At 69.2% G+C, this 19,773-nt stretch carries 14 protein-coding genes; 9 read left to right on the forward strand and 5 right to left on the reverse strand.

Annotated elements, in window-relative coordinates:
• Nucleotides 1–282: 282 nt before the first annotated feature.
• Nucleotides 283–816 carry a hypothetical protein gene (locus OG245_RS35865; protein WP_371627507.1) on the forward strand — a complete coding sequence of 178 codons (534 nt, stop codon included), beginning with the start codon at nt 283–285 and terminating at the stop codon, nt 814–816.
• Between the two features lie 45 nt (nt 817–861).
• Here OG245_RS35865 and OG245_RS35870 read toward each other — a convergent pair whose 3' ends face one another.
• The 5 genes from OG245_RS35870 to OG245_RS35890 form a co-directional block, all read right to left on the reverse strand.
• On the reverse strand, nt 862–2,316 hold the full coding sequence (locus OG245_RS35870) for a serine/threonine-protein kinase (RefSeq protein ID WP_371627508.1): 1,455 nt from the start codon (nt 2,314–2,316) through the stop codon (nt 862–864).
• Nucleotides 2,313–4,340 carry a protein kinase family protein gene (locus tag OG245_RS35875; protein ID WP_371627509.1) on the reverse strand — a complete coding sequence of 676 codons (2,028 nt, stop codon included), beginning with the start codon at nt 4,338–4,340 and terminating at the stop codon, nt 2,313–2,315. The genes OG245_RS35870 and OG245_RS35875 overlap by 4 nt, the downstream gene beginning before the upstream one ends.
• Before the next feature lie 361 nt (nt 4,341–4,701).
• Nucleotides 4,702–4,926, reverse strand: coding sequence for a hypothetical protein (locus OG245_RS35880; protein WP_371627510.1), 225 nt, complete (start codon nt 4,924–4,926; stop codon nt 4,702–4,704).
• Nucleotides 4,927–5,185: 259 nt separating this feature from the next.
• Nucleotides 5,186–6,343 carry a serine hydrolase domain-containing protein gene (locus OG245_RS35885; protein ID WP_371627511.1) on the reverse strand — a complete coding sequence of 386 codons (1,158 nt, stop codon included), beginning with the start codon at nt 6,341–6,343 and terminating at the stop codon, nt 5,186–5,188.
• A 34-nt stretch (nt 6,344–6,377) separates the two neighbouring features.
• Complete coding sequence (locus OG245_RS35890; protein ID WP_371627512.1) at nt 6,378–7,469, reverse strand: alpha/beta hydrolase; 1,092 nt, start codon at nt 7,467–7,469, stop codon at nt 6,378–6,380.
• Nucleotides 7,470–7,630: 161 nt separating this feature from the next.
• Between OG245_RS35890 and OG245_RS35895 the strand changes: the two genes are divergently transcribed.
• The 8 genes from OG245_RS35895 (at nt 7,631) to OG245_RS35930 (ending at nt 19,683) form a co-directional block, all read left to right on the forward strand.
• Nucleotides 7,631–10,018, forward strand: coding sequence for a helix-turn-helix domain-containing protein (locus tag OG245_RS35895; protein ID WP_371627513.1), 2,388 nt, complete (start codon nt 7,631–7,633; stop codon nt 10,016–10,018).
• 1,299 nt (nt 10,019–11,317) lie between these two features.
• Nucleotides 11,318–12,601, forward strand: coding sequence for a YcaO-like family protein (locus OG245_RS35900; protein WP_371627514.1), 1,284 nt, complete (start codon nt 11,318–11,320; stop codon nt 12,599–12,601).
• Nucleotides 12,580–13,308: a TOMM precursor leader peptide-binding protein gene (locus tag OG245_RS35905; protein ID WP_371627515.1), complete on the forward strand. Its 729-nt coding sequence runs from the start codon at nt 12,580–12,582 to the stop codon at nt 13,306–13,308. Before OG245_RS35900 ends, OG245_RS35905 begins: the two co-directional genes overlap by 22 nt.
• Complete coding sequence (locus OG245_RS35910) at nt 13,292–15,001, forward strand: hypothetical protein (RefSeq protein WP_371627516.1); 1,710 nt, start codon at nt 13,292–13,294, stop codon at nt 14,999–15,001. The genes OG245_RS35905 and OG245_RS35910 overlap by 17 nt, the downstream gene beginning before the upstream one ends.
• Nucleotides 14,992–15,738, forward strand: coding sequence for a nitroreductase family protein (locus OG245_RS35915; RefSeq protein ID WP_371627517.1), 747 nt, complete (start codon nt 14,992–14,994; stop codon nt 15,736–15,738). Before OG245_RS35910 ends, OG245_RS35915 begins: the two co-directional genes overlap by 10 nt.
• Entirely contained in the window at nt 15,735–17,501 is a 1,767-nt protein-coding gene (locus OG245_RS35920) for an ABC transporter ATP-binding protein (RefSeq protein ID WP_371627518.1), read from the forward strand. Before OG245_RS35915 ends, OG245_RS35920 begins: the two co-directional genes overlap by 4 nt.
• Nucleotides 17,498–18,619, forward strand: coding sequence for a hypothetical protein (locus OG245_RS35925; protein ID WP_371627519.1), 1,122 nt, complete (start codon nt 17,498–17,500; stop codon nt 18,617–18,619). Before OG245_RS35920 ends, OG245_RS35925 begins: the two co-directional genes overlap by 4 nt.
• Nucleotides 18,620–18,633: 14 nt before the next feature.
• A complete protein-coding gene (locus OG245_RS35930; protein WP_219613402.1) occupies nt 18,634–19,683 on the forward strand; it encodes a glycosyl transferase in 1,050 nt (349 codons plus the stop codon).
• The last annotated feature ends 90 nt before the right edge of the window (nt 19,684–19,773 follow it).

Genomic DNA, 19,773 nt, shown 5'->3' on the forward strand with positions numbered 1-19,773 from the left:
GGAGCTCCGCGCCCAAAGCTGCCGCCCAGCCGCAGGAGCACCCGACTCGGCAGTGCCTAGCGGTACGCGGAAGGGTGCTCCTTCACCCGCCACGCCGACGTGCTGCTGGAGCTCGGGAGAACCACCGTCAACTACCCGGCATCATCGCCGCGGGCCGGAAGACTCAGTGTGTCTCCGGACGAGGGATGGATCGGTTAGTGTGCTCCGGCAACTGGCCACAGGAGAACCAGGTTCAGGACGACCGGCTTTGGGTGATCCCGGCTGTGGCGGAACGGGGTGGAGATGGATACGGCACTGCTGGGGGTGATCTGCGGCGCCGCTGGAACGGTGGTGGGAGCCGTGGTTGCCTACTTCGGCCCGCTCCAACTGGAACGGCGGCGGGAGCGACTGGAGCGCGAGGTGAGGACGGAGGACAGAGCCGCCGCCGACATCGCCCGGTACGTCAACGCTCGGACTGCCGCCGACCAGTGGCTGGACCTCCTGCGCAGGGGTTACCAGGCCGCGCTGGAGAGCCGTCTGGACATCGCCCGGTTCGATGAGGACGTTGTGCGCTGCTCCGACGAACTGCGCCTGCGTCTCACGGAGCTTGCCCATCTGGGCATGAGCGAGCCGAGGACGAACCCCGCTTTCACCGCGTTCCGCCGGGCGGCGGAAGAGATAAGGCGGCTGGCCGCCGACAGTGGCAGGGCGGACAAGGGCGACGGAGAGAGAACAGCGCTCCGCTGTCTGGAGGCGTGCGCGGCAGAGCGCACCGAATGGGCCAGGCAGGTGCTGGGCACGCTCAGCGCGCGTACGGGGCTCGGCCTCTCCTGCTGAGATGGCGGTAAGGGGAGAGGCGCGATGGCCGTACCGGTCCGAGGACTACATGGGGGCCTTCGGGAAGACCGACCTTGCGAAGTCGGCCACGTTGTCGCACCCCATGCCGCCGATCAAGGTGGATGGCTGGTCCGCATAGACAGTGGCCCGGCCGAACGACGTACGCCAGGTGACCTCACAGGCATGCGGATACTCGGACGCGTCTCCGTATGCCTGTGCTCCGGAGAGGCCCTTCAGATCGACCGGGTAGCGGTGGCGGTTCCGCTCGACCAGCTCAAGGGAGGCCGGGCCGTAGGCGAGCGTGTAGTACCCCTGGTAGCCATCCTCGGCACTGCCGAACTCAGCAGTTGCCCACTTGCAGGTCCGCACCCGCAGCGCCCCGCTGTCGTAGCCTCCGGGGCTTCCGGTGTCGGTGAGCTGATGATCTTGGATGAGCTTGTTGTCCAGCACGTCGCAGGGATTCATGGAGCGGGTCGTGGACGGGGGCCCCTCGCCGCGGTCGGGCCAGGCGGACGCGGTCCACGCCCCTGCGCCCGCCAGCATCATCCCAGCGGCGGCGACCAGGATGGTTCGCCGCCTACGCCCTGCTCCTCGGGAGGGTTCCTCCGGAGGCAACCGTGCAGCCTGGGCACGCCGGTGCTCGATCATGGCTCTCACCGGGTCGGGTAGCCAGGAGGCGTCCCCGACAGGGGTCGTGAATGTGGCCAGGGCCTCCTCAACCGTAGGTCGTCGTTCCGGGTCGTGGTCCAGGCATCGCGTCAGGAAAGGCAGCAACTCCTCCGGAACCCCTGCCAGATCAGGTTTCCCGTGGACGGTGCGGTACTGGAGAGCCAGCCCGTTTCCCTCGCCGTACGGGCTGCGGCCGCTCACCGCGTACACCAGCACACAGCCGAACGCGAAGATGTCGGAGGCGTGTCCGGTCTCCTCGCCCCGGCACTGCTCAGGGGACATGTACCCGGGCGTGCCCAGGATGGAGCTGGTGGCCGAGGCTCCGTCGAGAGCGCGGGAGATACCAAAGTCGATCACCCGTGGCCCGTCCTCGGCGAGGATCACGTTGCCGGGCTTGAGGTCACGGTGCACCAGCCCGCTGCGATGGATCGCAGCGAGCCCCTCCGCCAGTCCGGACCCAAGGACTCGCAGTGCGTCCGAGGGGAGAGGGCCGTAGTCCTGCACGGCCTGTTGCAGGGAAGGGCCTGGGATGTACGCGGTGACCAGCCAGGGCCGTGCGTCATCCGGCGCCGCTTCCACTACCTGCGCCGTGTAGAAGCCACCGACCAGGCGGGCTGCCTCCGTCTCCAGAGCGAAGCGACGGCGGAACTCGGGGTCGTCGGCCAATTCCGGCGCGACGACCTTCACCGCAACCGGCCGCCCACCCGGCGAACGGGCCAGATACACCTGCCCCATTCCGCCTCGGCCCAGTCGTGCCACCGTTCGGTAAGAACCGATCCGTCGCGGGTCCCCTGCGCCGAGCTGGGAGTCCACGTTCTGCCGGTCGCTCATTCCAGCGTCCACAGTTGTACGGCACTGACCATCTTCGCCGTCGTCACCGCCCCGGCGAGGGTCCGCCCGTCGGGATGGAACGCCAGATCGGAAGTTCCACTGCGGCCGGACGGCACGGTGACCCTCTGCTTCCGAGTGCGTAGGTCGTAGAGCGCGACCCTGCCGGCGCTGGCATGCCCCCCGCCACCCAGCGCAACCGTACGGCCGTCCGGACTGACAGCGAGGGTCTGGTTCCCATCGTTGGCCGTGCCGACGCGGGCGATGAGCCTACCTACCGGTACGTCCCACAGAGCCAGTCCGCCGAAAGACCCGGCGAGGGTGCGGCCGTCGGGGGTGAAGGCGAGTGAGGTCACTCCGAAGGCATCGGTCTCCTTCAGCGGCAACTCCCTCGCCTGCTGCCAGTCGCTGGTACGGAAAAGGGTCACCCCCCCGTTCAGCTCCACCCCCCAGCCCACGGCGAGGGTCTTTCCATCAGGGCTGAAGGCAAGAGAACGAGCGGCACTCATTCTATTGCCCATGCCGCTGCCGATCAGCAGGTCTGCCACCTTCTTTTCACTCCGGACATCCCACACCTGCGCCTTACCGATTGCGCCCTGTGCATTGCGCGCCCCGGCCACAAGTCTTCCGTCGGGGCTGAACGCAACTGCCGTCATGCCCTGCAAACTTTTGCTCTCGCTGGGCGACTTCAATTGTGCGATCGGCTTTCTCGTGTCGCCACGGCTGTCCCAGACAGTGATGCCGCCGAGGTCGCTGTCAAAATCGGGCAAGACGAATTTGCGGTTGTAGCCGAGAGCTAGCAGTCCACCTCGGCCGAAGGCGACGGCGGTGGAACCCATGGCGTTCTCGGCAGCCAGATCGCTCAGCCTGCGGTTGGTAGTGGCGTCCCAGACCGTAACTCGGTCCTCCAAGGTGATGGCGAGCCGCTTGCCGTCCGGGCTGTACGCAATATGGCTGCCGTGCTGAGACTTCCCCAGATCAAGGGTGCTTAAAGGGGTCATCACGAGGCTGCCGGGGGCCTTCGCTCCGCTCCGCTTCTTGCTTCCGGACGCGTCATCGGAGCCTGACAACAGTACGGTCGCGGTACTTGCGACACCGAGCACACCGGCACCGCCCACGGCGAGGAGCAGTGCCCGCCGCCGGGACCAGTGCTGCCCAGCCGAGTCTGCCGCCTGCACAGCCAGGGGCGGCGGCAGCCAGCCGACGGCCCTCGCCGCGGACGGGGCAAACCGGCGAACCAGTACCTCCGGGCCGGGCCGTCGTTCCGGGTCCTTTGCCAGCGCAGCGGCGAGTGGCGAGCGCAGTGGTTCCGGTACTGCTGTGAGATCTGGGTCGTCCTCGATGATCGACCGTAGTGTTTCCGTACCCAGCCCATCTCTGAACGGCGCGCGCCCGGTGAGGGCCAGGACCAGCAGTCCGGCCAGCGCGAAGATGTCCGACTCCGGTCCGGCGTGGTGACCACGAGCCTGCTCAGGAGCGAGAAACCGGCCATCGACCGCGTTCACTGTGCGAGATGGATCGGCGGCGGCAAACGCGCGGACGGCAGCGAAAGAGGTAAGCCTGGGCCCGTCGGTGGCGAGCAGTACCTTGTGCGGCTGGAGCGCAGTGTGCACCAGCCCCGCGCCGTGCAGGGCGGCTAGTGCCTCGGCCAGTCCTGCGCCCAACACCCTTACGGAGTCGAACGGAAGGGGACCGGCCGCCCGCACCGCTTCGGCGAGTGAGGCACCAGGGACGTACTGGGATGCCACCCACGGCCGGTCGGCTGTGGGGTCGGCGGCCACTGTCTCCGGCAACCCTGTCCCCCTGACCCGCCCCAGCACGTCCAACTCCTGGGCGAGCCGACGCCGGAATGCCTCATCCCCGGCGAGTTGCAGCGCGATCACCTTCACCGCGACCGCGCGGCCGCTGCGGGCCCGCCCCAGAAAGACCGCTCCCGTGCCCCCTTGCCCCAGCCGTGCTTCCAGCCGGTACGGCCCTGCCTGCCGCGGGTCGTCCGCGCCCAAAGATTGCCCCGTCCCTGAGCTCATGTCTAAGTCTCCTATTCTGCGAACCAGTTGACGTCCCACCATGTGATACCGGATGTCTCCGCGAGGGCGCCCTGTGAACCAACGCCTGGCACGTTACGACCCGTTACTGCCTGTCCAGGGGCCACACCATCGAATAATCATCACCCGCTCGACGGCTTAACGGCGCGCGGTCCGGGAAAATACGCCGGTGACCGGCATTCTCCAGTCCGCTGCGGTGCGTTCGGGGACCTGGATCCGACACCTGCCTGCGGAATGCCGCTGTATGGCCAGCAAAAGCGCCGCCGATCCTTGCGTGGGAGTCGGCTCGGTCATGTCGTTCCCTTCGGTCGGTCGGTAGCCCGTAGGGCCGACAGCCGGTCGCCTACCACCGGCACGAGGCGATGATCAGGAGCAGGAGAAGTGCGATGCCGATCAGCGGGAGGCAGCCGCTGGATTGGGGGTTCTTCCGGTTGGTCTCGACGCTGCCGCCCGGAACGAGACGGGGGTGGCGGTCGGCATAGTGGGCGACCGAGAGGTCCTCGGCCTCGGACTGGGTGGTCCACCGTGTGGAGAAACCACATTCGCCGCACCGGTAGCGGTATGCCATGTCGGCTCCTTGACGTGACGTGACGGGAAGGATGGGCGGGTGGTGTCACACCGGCCTCGGTGTGGACGGATACGGGCTGGAGGGCCGGCCGACGGGGTCAGTGATGAAAGACCGGCCCCGCGCGGCCATGGAGGGCGGCGCCCGCTCGTCGGAGGAGCGGCCAGGGCCTGGCCGGCGGACACAGCGAGCCGTGGGAAGGGGTGGGGAACGGCCGAACCGTTCCCCACCCGGTGCCGCTCCGCACGGAGCGGGCGCGCGGTCAGGAGCGCTGCGCCGTGTCCTCGCACAGAGCCGTGTCCAGGAGTTCGCGCAGCTGGCCGACCGGTGGGTTGACCTGGAACAGCGCGTTGGTCACGACGGATGCGTGCCGGCCGTTCTCGGCGACCAGGGTCTTCGACGTGTAGCCAGGCACCCCGCCGCTGTGGCCCCAGGCCACGATGCCGCAGGACAGCTCGTTCCTGTGGATGCCGAGGCCGGCGCTGACACCGGGTTCGGCCTCCCGCACCTTCTGCATCTCGGCCAGGCCCGCGGCCGAGACGACCTTGCCCGCGACCAGTGCCTGGTAGAAGGCGGTGACGTCCTTCAGTGTCGAGATCATCGCTCCCGCGCTGCTGAAGAGGGACGGGTCGTAGGTGAGGGCGGGCGTCCAGAAGTAGAAGCTCCCGACGCGCAACCCGTGATAGCCGTTGACGGCCGGGGTCGGCAGGGCGCGGTCGCCGGGGGCGGGGAAGACGGTTCGGCTCAGGCCCAGCGGTTCGATGACGCGCTTGGTGACGGTCTCGTGCACCGGCTGCCCCGTCACCTTCTCGACCAGCATGCCGAGGATCAGATAGTTGGTGTTGGAGTAGGTGAAGCCGGCCCCGGGTGCGGAGACCGGTGCGAAGCTCAGCCCCTTGCGCACCAACTCGGCCAGTGCGTATGTGCCGTCCGGGTTGGATACGGGCTTGTCGATGACCACCTGCGGGTTGAACGCGGCGAGGCCGCCGGTGTGCTGCAGCAGATGGCGCACGGTGATCCGGGTGCCGTCGTAGCCGTTGCCGGTGACCACACCGGGCAGGTAGTCCGCGATGGGCGTATCCAGCGAGACCTTGCCCTCGTCGACCAGTTGCAGCAGGACCACCGCGGTGAAGGTCTTGGTCTGGCTGCCGATGCGGAAGTGCTCGTCCGGCCGGATGGGTCGGACGCTGTTGATGGTCCCCGTGCCCGCCGACAGGGTCCAGGACTGACCGGGGCCCCCGGCGTGGATCGCGGCGCCCGGGCCTGCGCTTGCCTGGAACGCCTTGAGCGCCGCGAGGGTTGCGGTGTGATCGTCCTCGGCAGTCCCGGCGTGCGCCGCCGGGGCCGCCAGCGTCAGCATCGTCGCGCACACGGCGCCGACCACGAGGGAGAGTTTCGTGCTGTTCCGTTTGATCACCATGGTGTCCACTCCTTGGAGAAAGGTCACTGCGATGTCAGTTCGTTGCCGCTGTTGCGAAGGCGGCTTCCAGACGTGGGACGTAGTCCGCGAACGCGGGGGCCCAGCAGCCGTAGTTGTGGCCGCCGTCGCACGTGGGGGAGAGCGATGCCCCGTTGCCGTAGTCGACGAGTCTGCCGGGGATGCCGAGGCGGTCCAGACGGGCCTTCACGGTAGCGGCAGCAGTCGCGGTGCGGGCGTCGATCAGGCCCCGGTCACCGGTGTAGAGCGTGACCTCGGTGTCGTGGAGCTTGGAGAGGTTGGCCGGAGCGGCGGGATCGTAGGCGTTCCAGAGGCGGTCGGCGCCCAGAATCGGGTACGGCGAGCCGAAGACCGCGTCGCTGTCGACGTACGGGCCGTAGCCGGTGCACGCGCCGGTGCCGGACGAGCTGGAGGAACTGCTCACCGCGCACCAGGCACCCGTGAGGTTGAGCTCTGTGGCCAGGACCGCCGCGCGGACCTCGGCCATGGCGAAGTCGATCCCTCCGGACAGCGAAGCCGCGTGGCCGAACAGATCGGGCCGGGCCTGGGCGTAGTGGAGGGCGCCGGAGCCCCCCATGGACAGACCCACCACTGCGCGGTGCGCGCGGTCGCGAACGGTGCGCAGGTTGGCGTCGATGTAGGGGATGACCTGCTCCAGGTGGAAGGTCTCCCACTTGGCCGCTCCCACCGCGGTGTGCTGCATCAGCCAGTCGGTGTACCAGCCCTTGAGGCCTCCGTCGGGGACGACGGTGATCATCTCGTCGGAGCGCAGGGCGGGGGCGGCCACCGCGTCGTTCACGTTGCCGCCGCCTCCGTGCAGGAAGTACGTGACGGGCCACCGCCTGTCCGGGTCGGCGGAATATCCGCGGGGGAGGAAGACGCGGATCTTATGAGGGCCGGACACCTGAGGGGTGGTCACGGTGATCGTGAAGTCGGTGCTGGAGTGCACCTCGGTCGCATCGGCGACCTCTGTCAGGCCGAAGCCGTCGGTGAAGTCGGGAACGGCGGGGGCGTCCGCCCGGGCGACGGGGCCGATGAGAGCGATCGGTACCAGGGCCGCGAGCAGTACGCCGATGGTGCGAAGGCCGCGGGGCGTCAGAGATCTCAACCTGGCGTCTCCTCTGTGTGATGGGACCGGCGATGCCGCCGGCTCCACAACGGTGGCGTTCGCGCAGCTCAGGGAACAGGCCAGGAGACCGGCCATGTGTGGCCGGTCGTCACGCTACGCTCTAGCTGGTCCTAGGTACCCGTGCGAGCTCGGAGCCCTGATTGACGGACGAACAAGGCGCGCTCCTACGCCGATTACGCAAGCGCGCCCGCCTCACGCAAGAGCAGCTGGCGGAGCGGTCCACGGTGAGTGTGCGCACTATTCGCAGGCTGGAGACGGGCAGATCCACCGACCACCGGCTGAGGACACTGCACCTGCTGGCGGACGCCCTTGAGGTCGGGACGGAGGAGCGGCGGCAGCTCACGGACACCCTGGACAGGGCACAGGAGGCAACGGCCGTCGATCCGCCGGAACCGGAACCGGCACCGACCGCGCCTGCCGGTCCGCCGGCCGGTGGGCTCGACGACGCCGCCGCCTCGCTGGCCCGCGAGGTCAGGCGTCGCTGGCAACGTGAGGAGGGGCACCGCCGCGTCCACGATCCCTTTCCGCTCCCCGTGCGATGGCAGCCGGTTCCGGCTGAGCTGATGGATCGCCCGGAGAACATCCAGCGCCTGCAACCCGGAGCCACGCCCCATGACCTGCATCTGAGTGGCGACCTGCGGAGCGTGGTCGAGACCTACCGGAGCATCGCCTCCAGGAGGCTGGTGATACTCGGCCGGGCCGGCTCCGGAAAGTCGGTGCTGGCCATCAAGTTCGCCCTCGACCTCCTCGCGGCTCCCGCCGCCCCGGATCGGGTACCGGTGATCTTCAGCATCGGGGCGTGGGACCCGGCCACCACCACGTTGCGGGACCTCCTGGTCGGCCTGCTCCTACGGGATCATCCGCACCTGGCCCGCCGGATGCCCAGTGGCTCGACGCTCGCCGCCGCGCTGGTCGACGCCGACCTGATACTGCCCGTACTGGACGGGTTCGACGAGATCGCGGAAGCCCTGCGTGCAACGGCGCTCGAAGCGCTCAACGCCACTTCTCTTCCGCTGGTCCTGACCAGCCGCCGGGACGAGTACGCCCGTGCGGTCCGCGCGGTGCACGCACCGCTGGTGTGGGCCGCCGGCATCGAACTCACCGACCTCACCATCGAGGACCTGACCGCGTATCTCCCCCGGACAGACCGGCTCGTCGCTCACGGTGGCGAGGGCGGTGGGGCGGGCGTGTGGGAGGCCGTCCTGAAGCGGCTGCGGGTCCATGACACGCCGGCGAGCACCCAGCTCGCCAAGGTGTTGCGCACCCCTTTGATGGTCATTCTGGCGCGGACGATGTACAGCGAAGCACCCGGGAAGAATCCGGAGGAACTGCTCAGCACCGCACGCTTTCCCACTGCTGGCCACCTTGAAGAACACCTGCTGGCGGGCTTCGTACCCACGGTCTACCGGCACCGCGCTCTTGAACGGTTCGACGCCGACCGCAGGCAGCGGAACCGGGACCCGGATCAGGCCCAGCGCTGGCTCGGCTATCTGGCGCACACTCTGAGCCAGGGCGCGCACGACCAACAGGACCTCGCATGGTGGCGGCTCAGTCAGGACCTGCGGGTTTCCACACGCATCCTGCACACCGTGCTGGTCTCCACGCTGTGCATGGCCCTGGCCACCTGGCTCGTGCAGCTGCTTGTCACCGCCTCCGGGCTCGTCGAGCCGACAGGGCTGGGACCGTCCGTGTCGTACGGACTGCTGGTCGGGGTGTGCTCCGGCGCCGCTTTCGGCGTCACGTACGCGGTACTGGCCGTGTCCGGCCGAACCACCGCCGTTCCGTCCCGGGTGCGGCTCAGAATGTCCGCCGCGGACCACCGGACCGAGCGGAGACCCGTCCGCACCTTCTTCACCCGTTTCGGCTTCATGCTGCTGGGGGGCTCTGTGCTGGGAGTCGGGTACAGCTGGGCGGTCGCCCTGGTGAGTGTGCTGGGGACCGAGTTCACGCTGACGCACACACAGCTGTTGAAGATCGTGCTCATCAACACCCTGCTCTACGGGCTGATCATCGGCCTGACGGCCGGGCTGGTCTTCGGACTCCTGGCAGTGTTCGAAGCACCCATGGACATCACCGCCGCGGCCACGCCGATCCGGCTGCTGTCCGTCGACCGTACGGCGGCGGGCCGACAGCTCCTCGTGCTCGTTCCGGCACTCGGTCTCGGGGTTGTCCTGTGCGGGTACGCCGTGGTCCACCTGTTCCAAGGGCTGCTGGGAACACTGCTCTGGCCGCTGCATGGAGCTGCTCTCCTCGGGGCGACCGGAGGACTGGGCGGGGCAACGGCCTATGTGCTCGTGTTCACCGCATGGGGACAGTGGCTGACATCATCCCGGGTCTGGCTGCCGATGACGCGCAGACTGCCCTGGGACACGGCCGCCTTCCTGGAGGACGCCTACCAACGGGGCGTGCTGCGCCAAGCCGGTGCCGTCTATCAGTTCCGCCACGTCCGGCTGCAGCAACACCTCGCCCGGTCCTACCGCGATCGGCACACCGACCGCACACCAGAGGACACGGAGCAAGCCCGCTGACAGGGCATCGAAACGCTCGTTGAGAGGAAGAGCGGGGGCGCGTGCGGTGTGATCGACGGCAGATCCAGACAGCGGTTCCCGGCAGAGCGGAGCCCAGGATCCACTCGTCTTGCCGCTGGAGGCCATCGAGCTGGACGCTTTTCGCCTCCGTCACGAGCCATCACTCCTTCTGGTGCGGGGATGACCGGATGGGCCATGCGCAGGAGTGCCCGCACAGTCGCGGAGGTCTCCATCGCGTGACCCATTCCGCACGCGGCTGAGCAAGTCCGTCCCTTCTCTACCCCGGTCGCGCTGTAGATCCGTTGCAACGGCTCCTCGACGGAACGCTTCGCGCCGGGTCCGCCGCTGATTTCCTGTCAACCAGCTGGGCTCCGATGAGGGTGGTACAGCGGTGTGGACCTCCCGCTCGGCGAGCGTCGTGTCACGTTCGCCTCCAGGGCGAGCCCCGGCGGTGCACAGCTCGACGGAACTCGACGGAACACTTCCCGCGTGCCGAAGGCCGCAGGGCCGGCCCCGTACGCCGGATTCTCGGAGTACCGCCGTCGAGGTGGCGCCCGCAGGACGTCAAAGGGGCGCGCGGAGACCCGCAGAAACGCGGCCGCGAGGCTGGAATCCGGCGTTGCCGGATCCGGTCCGGAGTCGGCGTGACCTCTGACGCGCTCCGTGGTTCGTCTCTTTTTCGAACCAATCTGCGCCCGCTCTCGCCTCCCATCAGGTCAAACAGTCGCGACGCCCTCCGGTGATCATCTGATGGGCCGTCACAATCCTCCGCAAGCACGAGAGTTGAAGACTCAGCTGCCTGTTGTCTCATATTTCCTTCACACTTTCTTGAGCGTGAAAAGTGATCAGCGACCCTAGGTTGAGCCTGACTCCGGCGCGCAGATCGGCCGATCTCGCGCGGGAGATGACGTGTATTCGCGAGAGAAGGGAAGAGCAGATGCTTGATACCGATCCCACGCCAGGAGGAGCGGTCGACCTCGTCGTCGGCGATGCCGATGAGTCCTGGGAGGACCTCGTACGCGATCTGATCGCGGGCCCGGCGGACCCCTCGCGCATCCTCACGGACTGCGGTGGTAACGGCTGTAACTGTGCCGGCTGTGTCGGCTGCGGCCTGAACTGCATGAGCGGCGGCTGGAAGTGCGCCACGTGTGGCAGCGCGTGCTGCTAGTGCCGTCCCCGGCCGACCCCGCCGGTCGAGGCGGTAGGTAGCGACTCGGCCCGCCGGCGGTGGTACCCGTCGGCGGGTGCCACCCGGACAAGGAACCACGGTGTTCCTTGCCTGACCTGAATGACGTGAACATGAAACAGCTTGATCCGCTTCTCTCGCGCTACGGCGTCGTCGGGGACGCCTTCGACCTCTCCCCGTCCCGCTATCGAGGTCTGCCGGAGCTGAGCTCCTACGGGGTCGATCTCGGCAGCGGCTTCCCGGGCTTCGAGGCACGCCCGGACGACCGGGTCGTGGCCGGAGGGCATGCGCTGGGAGACAAGGACAGGGCACGCCTGCTCGCCATCGCCGAGGGATGCGAGCGCTACTCGGGGGCGCAGTTCGGCACGGAGGGCGTAGTGACCGCCGCCGCGCACGATCTCGATGGCAGGGTGCTCGACTGGTCGCGGGTTCCGCGTCTGTCCGACGCGGAGTACGCGCATCCGCGGTGCCCGCTCGTCCCCTTCGATCCGGCCGCGCCGATCAGGTGGGTGCGGGGGGTGGATCTCCGGGACGGAGACCCCACCTGGCTGCCGCTCTCCATGGCGGCCTACCGGTCGGGGCGCCGTCTCCCGGCCGAGCGCTTCGTGGCGAGCATCTCGACGGGCTGCGCCGTGCACACCGATCCCGCGAGTGCTGTCTTCGGCGGCCTGAGCGAGGTCGTCGAGCGGGACATGATCGCCGTTCTGTGGCTACAGAAGCTGCCGCTGCCGCACATTCCTTTCGACGTGCTGGACGAGCGGGAACTCACCGTGGTCGAGTGGGCGCACGATCGCTTCCTCGACACCGTGCTGCTGGATGCCACCAGTGACATCGGTGTACCCACGGTGTACTGCATGCAGACCGCACCGCATGACCAGACGATACGCACCATGGTCGGGTGCGGTACCGGGCTCACCATTCAGGATGCCGCGTACAAGGCGTTGCTGGAAGTCACCTGCTTCCGTGATTCGCTGCATGTGGAGTGGGAGGAGCCCGAGTCCTTCGCCGACTACACCGATATCTCGGACGGCGCGAAGTACACGGGCAAGCCGGAGAACGCCCCGCACTTCGCATTCCTCACCGATGACCACCCCGACCGGCCCTCGTTCCAGGATCGCGGCCGTTACGCCGCCGATGCCACTGAGGGGCTGACCCGCGCTGTCCGGAGGTTCGCCGAGCTGGACATGGCGGTGATCGCCGTGGACCGGACGACGACGGAACTCGCCTCGGTCGGACTGCACTCGGCGACCGTGGTCATCCCGGACCTCCAGCCCATGTCCCTCGTGCCGCTCGCCCAGTATCACGCACATCCCCGGCTCTACTCCGCCCCCGCGGCGATGGGATATCGCGTACTGCCTGTCGAGGAGTTGAACCCGTGTCCGCAGCCGTTCGCCTGACCCGTCTGTCCGTCCTCGGTACCGGGGCTTTCGGCGCCCGGGCGTCCGAACTGCTGCCGGAGATCTCGGGCCTGGCCGTCACCCAGGTCGGTCCGGAGATCACCTGCGACATGCTCGTCGATGCCGATGCAGCCGTGCTGGTACTGGACCGTCCAGCCCGGCGGTTGGCACGCCGATTCCGGCAGGTGGCCTCCGAGGCGGGAAAGCCGTGGCTCCTGGTGGAGTTCGATCACCCCGTCATCCGAGTGGGACCGTACTTCGATCCTGCGGCCGGCCCATGCCTGGACTGCTTCTACGCGCGTGAGGACCAGCACGCCGACAAGCCGGCTCCCCTCCGGAAACCCGCACCCGGGCACGAGCACGAGCACACGCACGAGCACAACCACGGACACGCCCACGCACCGGACTGTTCGCACACATCGGCCCCCGCGTCGGCGGAGGAAGGACTCGGCGTCGAGGCGGCGGCCGGGGTCCTGCCGCATCAGGCGCGCATCGCCGCGGGGCTGCTGAGCCTGTCGCTGGCCGAGCAGGTTCGCGGGCGGGTGGTCACCGTCGATCTCCGCACGGCGGCGGTCCGCTCGGACCAGGTGATCGGCTGCCACGGCTGCCCGCACTGCGGCGACGAGACCGAACGCACGCTCATGTCGCGACAGCTCGATCACCTGTTCCGTACCGTGGGAGGCGTCACTCATGACGAGCACCGATAGTTTCCCCGCAGGCGGCCTCCGGCCCCGGTTGCGCGGTGGGGTGGCGGTCTCCGCCGCCGACGGCCAGGTCGTCTTCTCGGCCGGACAGATCCGCAAGAGGATCGGCGGTGGGGACGCCCTCCGGCTCCTGCTGCCGATCGCGTCGGCGATGGACGGACGCCGCACGGTCGGCGACCTCGCCGAAGCGACGGACCTTCCGTACGAGGCGGTGGCCCAGGCCGTGGCACTGCTGGTGAAGCAGGGCCTCGTCCTCTCCGGGGAGGTCTCATCGCCGAAGCCGCTGGCGGCCGGCGTCGTCGACTACCTGGAACAGACCGCTGGTTCCTCGGCCACGTTCCGCGACGCCTCCGAGGTACTGGAACGCCTGTCGCGATGCGCGGTGCTGATCGTCGCCCCACCGGGGCACACGGAAGCCGTCCGCGACGACCTGGCGATGAGCGGCGTCGGAACAGTCCACAGCGCGTCCACGCCGGCCGGGGTCGGGAACGAGGTGCTCGACAGCCTGCGGGAAGCGGCGGGCAGCCTCGTGGTGCTGTACGGCCCGCCCCGCCACGATGACGGCACGGACAGCTTCACCGACGACTGCGCGGCCCGCGACATCGCGGTACTGCACTACGCGGCGCACCAGGGGCAGGTCGACCTCGGTCCGCTGGTGCATCCGCGGGCGACGCTGTGCCGACGCTGCTTCACCAGCGGCTACCTCGCGGAGTTCGGAAGCGAACAGCCGGCCCCGGCCGACACCGCCACGGGGACGGTCGCCGCCGGACTCGTGGTGGGCGAAGCGCTGGCCTACCTGGCCGACGTCGACAGCATGCGCACCAGTCAGGCTCTCGTCCGCTGGACCCTGCCGGACTCCACCGCGGTGCGGTACGCGGTCTCAGCCGAGGCCGACTGCACATCGTGCGCGACGACGTCCCGCCGCTCGGGAGAGCGTGCAACCGTACTGGAGGCGTACGAGGACGTCGTCGCCGCGCAACCGCTCGCCGACCGGCCTCAGCCTCCGGTCACCGCCGGCCGGGAGAAGCGCCTGACGGCGCTGGGCAAGGAACGCGAGTCGTTCCCCACCGCACCGGTGATACCACTGCCTCCGCCACCGGCGACCGCGTCCGCCGCCCCGACCGGTGACGAGGTGCCGGCCGTGTCCGAGGCGGGCCCGTCCGGGACGGTGGGGACCGCCGACGCGGCATTCGTCGCCGACCTGGCGGCGATGGTGGCGGGACGGCGCGGGGACGGCGGACCCCGCAGGTGGACCGCGTCCGGGGGAGACCTCGCGTCGGTCGAGCTGTATCTGATGTGCGCGGACACGGTCTCCGGGCTGCCCGCGCACACCCTCCTGAAGTACGACGACATCGCCCACCGGCTCCTCGTCACCCGTCGGACCCACGGGCCCGGCCTCTGGCGGTCCATGCTCGACGCGACCGGGATCACGGACACTCCGGACGTCGTTCTGGTCGTCGTCGGCGCGCTCTGGAGACTGAAGCTCAAGTACAGCACCTTCGGGATCCGGCTGGGGCACCTCGACGCCGGGTGCGCCCTCGCGCAACTGCACGCGGTGGCCACCGACAGCGGAGCACGCGTCACTCTGAACGACCGCTGGCAGCCGACGCTGCCGACGTTGCTGGAACTCAAGGAAGACGAACAGGTCATGGCCGTGGCCGGCCTGTGGACCCCGCGGAGCGCGCGATGCCCCTGATCAATGAGACCGACCTGTGGTCGCTGGCGAAGCGTGCCCTCGCCCCCGCCGACCGCCCCGACGAGCGCACCCCTCCGGGCGGGCCGTCGGCCCAGGACCCCTCCCGGACCTCCCCGGCCTCCCGGATCTCTCGGAGCGTGCCGCTCCACGACGTGCTGACAGCCCGTCGATCGGTCCGCCGGTTCCGGCAGGACCCGGTGCCCGACACCGACCTCGCCACCCTTCTGGATCTGGCCACGTCGACCGACCGGCAGATGTGGCCGCACGGTACGGCCGCGACCACCCCGCAGGCATGGCTCGTCAGCGGCGTGACAGGTACCTCGGGAGCGCGGCTGCGCCAGTACATCTCGCGGCGGTCCACGGCGGGACAGACCACGGCGGGGGAGTTCACCGACCGCGGCGACAGCCCCGAACCGGCCCTGCTCGCCACGCGTTACGCCCCGGCCCCGGTAACGATCCTGATCTGCGCGCAGATCACCGACGACATCGACACCGACCCCGACACCGGGTCCGACGACACCGGCTCGGACTACGGGCGGGCGCTCCTGCGGGCGTCGGCGTTCGGCTACAACGCCTGGCTGTCGGCGGTCGCGGCGGGTCTCGGCGGCAGCGTGTACGGCCGTTCCTCACCCGAGGTGACCCGCATCGTGCGCCGGTACACCGGTACACCGGCGAGGCACCTTTTCACCCTGGTGCTCGGGCATCCCGCCGAAGCCCCGCAGGAGTCCGGACCGTGAGTGACACCGAACGGATACAGATACGCGCTCTCGGCCGGCGCGTACTACGGCGATTCGCCGCGCACAAGGCCGGCTTCGCGCTGTCCCTGCTGACCGTCGTGCTGTCCACGGCGCTCGGGATCAGCGGGCCGCTGTTCCTCCGCGTCATCGTCGACGAGGCGGTGCCCCAGCGCGACCGGGAGCTGCTGATGTGGATGTGTCTGGGCATGCTCGGCGTGGGGATCGCCCAGAGCGGCTTCTTCTACCTGCAGAGCCGGTTGACGAACTCGATCGGACTCGGGGTGGTCCACGATCTGCGGGTGGATGTGTACGAGCGGGTGCAGTCGATGCCGATCACCTTCCACGCCGGCCGGTCGGGGGCAGAGGTGCAGACACGGCTGGCCAGCGACATCGGCGGCATCTCCGACGTGATCACCTTCACCGCCCAGCGCGCGCTCGGGTCACTGACCATGGTGATCACCATCGGGACCGCCATGTTCATCCTCAGCTGGCCCGTCGCCCTGGTGGCGATCGGTCTCACACTGGGGCTGGTCATCATGAACCAGCGCTACGCCGAACGGCAACGGCTCCTGGCTGTCGAGGCACAGGAGCACACATCGGAGATGATGCGCCTGACCGGCGAGCACCTCTCCCTGCCCGGTGTCCTCATGGGACGTACGCTGCGCTGCTGGGACGGCCAGCGGGACCGGTTCCGGGCGTCGTCGTCGGCCATCGCCGACCTGACGATCCGTGAGCGTTCCATGGCGACCAGCGCGGAGTCGATCATCGGCGTCTCCTTCGCGGTGATCCCGCCGGTGGTCTACTGGATGGCGGGCGGCGGCTTCACCAGCCTGTCGATCGGCACCGCGATCGTGCTGGTCGTGCTGCAACTCCAGCTCGCGCAGCCGATCCAGGCACTGCTCGGCCTGAGCACGTCCGTGCGGCGCTCACTGGCGCACTTCGACCGGATCTTCGAGTACATCGACCTCGGACCGACGGCGGCCCTGCCCGCGCCGCGGATCCCGCACACCGGGGCCCGGGTACCCGCGGTCGGCATCACGCTGCGCGAGGTCTCCTACCGCTATCCGGAGAGCGGCAGGAGCACACTGCGCGGGATCGACCTGGACTTCCCCGCCGGTTCCACCACCATGATCGTGGGTTCGACCGGCTCCGGAAAGAGCACCCTGGGCTACCTCGTAGCGGGACTGCTGGAGCCCGGCGCCGGTACGGTCCGGGTGTCGGGCGGCGATGGCAAGCCGTCCGAGACGGTCCTGCTGGTACCCCAGGAGCCCGGGATCTTCAACGCCTCCTTCCGGGACAACCTCCTCCTCGCCCGCCCTGGTGCCACCGAGGCCGAACTGCGTGAGGTGCTGTCCCGACTGGCTCTCGACGATCTCGTCTCCTCCTTCCCCGAGGGACTGGACACCTCGGTCGGCGAAAGGGGCTACCAGCTCTCCGGCGGCGAACGCCAGCGGCTCGGGCTGGCCCGCGCACTGCTGTCGGACGCCCCCGTCGTCGTGCTCGACGAGGTGACGAGCGCTCTGGACTGGGCGACCGCACGAACGGTGCAGGCAGCACTGGAGGAACTGCGGGGCAACCGGACCACGGTCGTCATCAGCCACCGGCTGTCCGGAGTCAAGGACACCGACCGGGTGGTGGTTCTCGCGGAAGGGATCGTCGCGGAGAACGGCACTCATGGCGAACTCCGTACCACGCCCGGCCGGTACTCCGACCTGCTGCGCATGCGCGACGAGGACCTGTCCGAGGCGGGTACGACGCCATGACTTCCCCCATCGGACTCTCCGCGGCGATCATGACCCACCCCGCCCGCAGGGCGAGAGCCCTCGCACTCAGGGACAGCCTTCCGGAGTTGAGCCTCCAGGTCGTCGAGGATCCCGACCCCTACGGCCCCGGCTCCTGTTCGGCGAGGACCGCGGTGCTCGCATGGGGGGCAGTGGCCCCCGAGGCCACCCACCACCTGGTCCTTCAGGACGATGCCGTCCCCGTCGCGGACCTGCGGGAACGTGTACTGCGTAGGGTCGGTGAGCGGCCGGCCGCCGCGATCAGCCTCTACACGGAATGGGCTTCGGCCACGTCGTCCGCCGTCCACCTCGCGGCCTGGCTCGGACAGTCCTTCGCCGAGGTGTGCGACCCGTACACACCCTGTATCGGACTCGTTCTGCCGGCGGAGGCGGCCCGTGAACTGGCTAGGGAGAGACCGGAGGTTCCGCAGGACGACGTCATGATCGCCGGCGTGCTGCGCCGGCTCGGGGTTCCCGAGTACGTGACCGTCCCGAATCTGGTCCAGCACGCGACCGAGGTGAGTCTCACCGGCAATACCCCGATGGGCCTGCGGCTGGCCGCCTGCTACTCCACCGCACCCCACAGCGACACCGCGCCGGTGGTCGACGCCCGGGTGGACCTGCTGCCCTGCTTCTCACGCTCGTACGGAAGGCCGTACTACCTGGAACGGGACCCCGGCAGCGTCTCGGGCTGGTCGCAGCGCGGCCTGCTCGAGACGCTGCGGCGGCGAGACGTGGATGTGCCCGCACTGCAACGCACGGCGGCACGCCGGTCGGCGGATCTGCACCGCGCCCAACCTGATCTGCGGCCCGACATCGTCATCAGCCTGTGGATCACCGCATGGCTGGCGGGCGCCGAACTCCGCCGGCTCCTCGGCGACCATGCCGTGGACCCGGTCGAGGTGCTCGACCGGAGACTGGGGCAGATCGCTCTGGCCAACATCGGCCCCGGGATCTTCGACCAGTACATGCTGCCGGAACGACTCCTGGAACTGTCACCCGTCCTGGAGACCTTCGCCCGCACGGCGTTCACCGAGGGCGTCACGCCGTCCGGTGCCCGTGACGGGCGATTCCCCGACCACCGGTCGCTCAGCGGCTGAAGAGGAACTTATCGATGAGAGTCAATTTCGTCTCACGCGGTCACGGCTACGGCCACGCTGCCCGAGACCTGAGGATCATGACCGCGATGCGCCAGGTGAACCCCGGGGTACAGATCAGGCTGGCTTCGGCGGGGAGCGGAGCGGACTACTACCGCTCCCGTGGTGTCGAGGCCGTCGACCTCGGTTTCGACGACGCCGACGACATGGGTGAGGCGGCGAGTTGGCGCGTCTGGCGATTCCTGTACGAGCGTGCCGACGCCGACCTGGTGGTGAGCGACGAGTTCCTGACCGTGCCCGGCTTCTGCCGCCATGTCCTCGACGTTCCGAACGTGCTGATCACGGACTGGTTCTTCACCGAGCTCGGCTGGCCCGACGCCGACTCGATCATGGACGACGCGCTGGAGGTGGTGGTCCCGGACTTTCCCGAGGCACATCCGGTCACACCGGCCACGACCGCGCCGGTGTGGTTCTGCGGACCCCTTGTGGACGCCTTCGCACCACAGCGGGCGGAGGCGCGCAAGGCCCTCGGCCTCGACGAGGACGCGCTCGTCCTGACGGTGGCGGCGGGCGGTCGCCCCGACCGTATCGCCGCCCTGCGTATCCAGTTGCAGGCGCTCCGGGCGTGGAGCAGATACGCCGCCCCGACGGATCAGCTCCTCCTCCTGGCGGACCCGCCCCCCACGCGCGGGCGGGCCCCCGTCACCCCCAACGTCCGATGGGTCGGGCGGAGCGATCGGCCGGAGCTGTACTACCGGGCCGCCGATGTCGTACTGGCCGACGCGCTGGGCTTCACCGGCTGCGAACTCGTCGCCAACGGCGTCCCGGTCATCGCCTCCGTCACCCCGGACCCCGGCCGGGCGGTGCGTGTCGGATTCGCCGAGCGCATGGACATGCTGGAGCGGACCGGTCTGCTGACCCGCACCCACGCCGACGAGGACCCCGCGGCGCTGTGGGACAGGGTGCGGGAGATGCGCGGCCGGTCCGACGATCCGGCGCCCGGGGACGTCTGGGCCGACCCCTTGGACGTCGCCACCCGGATACTCGGCCACGGCCGTACGGGGTGAGGCCGCGCTTTCCCGGGTTCTCCCCGTGCGGGCCGGTTCCCTTCCCGGGATCCTGCCGTACGGGCCGGTCTCCGTATGCACGGGTGTACC

The sequence above is a fragment of the Streptomyces sp. NBC_01116 genome (assembly GCF_041435495.1).
GTDB lineage: Bacteria > Actinomycetota > Actinomycetes > Streptomycetales > Streptomycetaceae > Streptomyces.

What these genes read in the sequence shown, in the direction of transcription:
- OG245_RS35915 (WP_371627517.1), top strand. Translation starts at nt 14,992, where the DNA reads ATGCCCCTGATCAATGAGACCGACCTGTGGTCGCTGGCGAAGCGTGCC.
- OG245_RS35875 (WP_371627509.1), bottom strand. Translation starts at nt 4,340, where the DNA reads ATGAGCTCAGGGACGGGGCAATCTTTGGGCGCGGACGACCCGCGGCAG.
- OG245_RS35910 (WP_371627516.1), top strand. Translation starts at nt 13,292, where the DNA reads ATGACGAGCACCGATAGTTTCCCCGCAGGCGGCCTCCGGCCCCGGTTG.
- OG245_RS35930 (WP_219613402.1), top strand. Translation starts at nt 18,634, where the DNA reads ATGAGAGTCAATTTCGTCTCACGCGGTCACGGCTACGGCCACGCTGCC.
- OG245_RS35880 (WP_371627510.1), bottom strand. Translation starts at nt 4,926, where the DNA reads ATGGCATACCGCTACCGGTGCGGCGAATGTGGTTTCTCCACACGGTGG.
- OG245_RS35900 (WP_371627514.1), top strand. Translation starts at nt 11,318, where the DNA reads ATGAAACAGCTTGATCCGCTTCTCTCGCGCTACGGCGTCGTCGGGGAC.
- OG245_RS35925 (WP_371627519.1), top strand. Translation starts at nt 17,498, where the DNA reads ATGACTTCCCCCATCGGACTCTCCGCGGCGATCATGACCCACCCCGCC.
- OG245_RS35885 (WP_371627511.1), bottom strand. Translation starts at nt 6,343, where the DNA reads ATGGTGATCAAACGGAACAGCACGAAACTCTCCCTCGTGGTCGGCGCC.
- OG245_RS35865 (WP_371627507.1), top strand. Translation starts at nt 283, where the DNA reads ATGGATACGGCACTGCTGGGGGTGATCTGCGGCGCCGCTGGAACGGTG.
- OG245_RS35870 (WP_371627508.1), bottom strand. Translation starts at nt 2,316, where the DNA reads ATGAGCGACCGGCAGAACGTGGACTCCCAGCTCGGCGCAGGGGACCCG.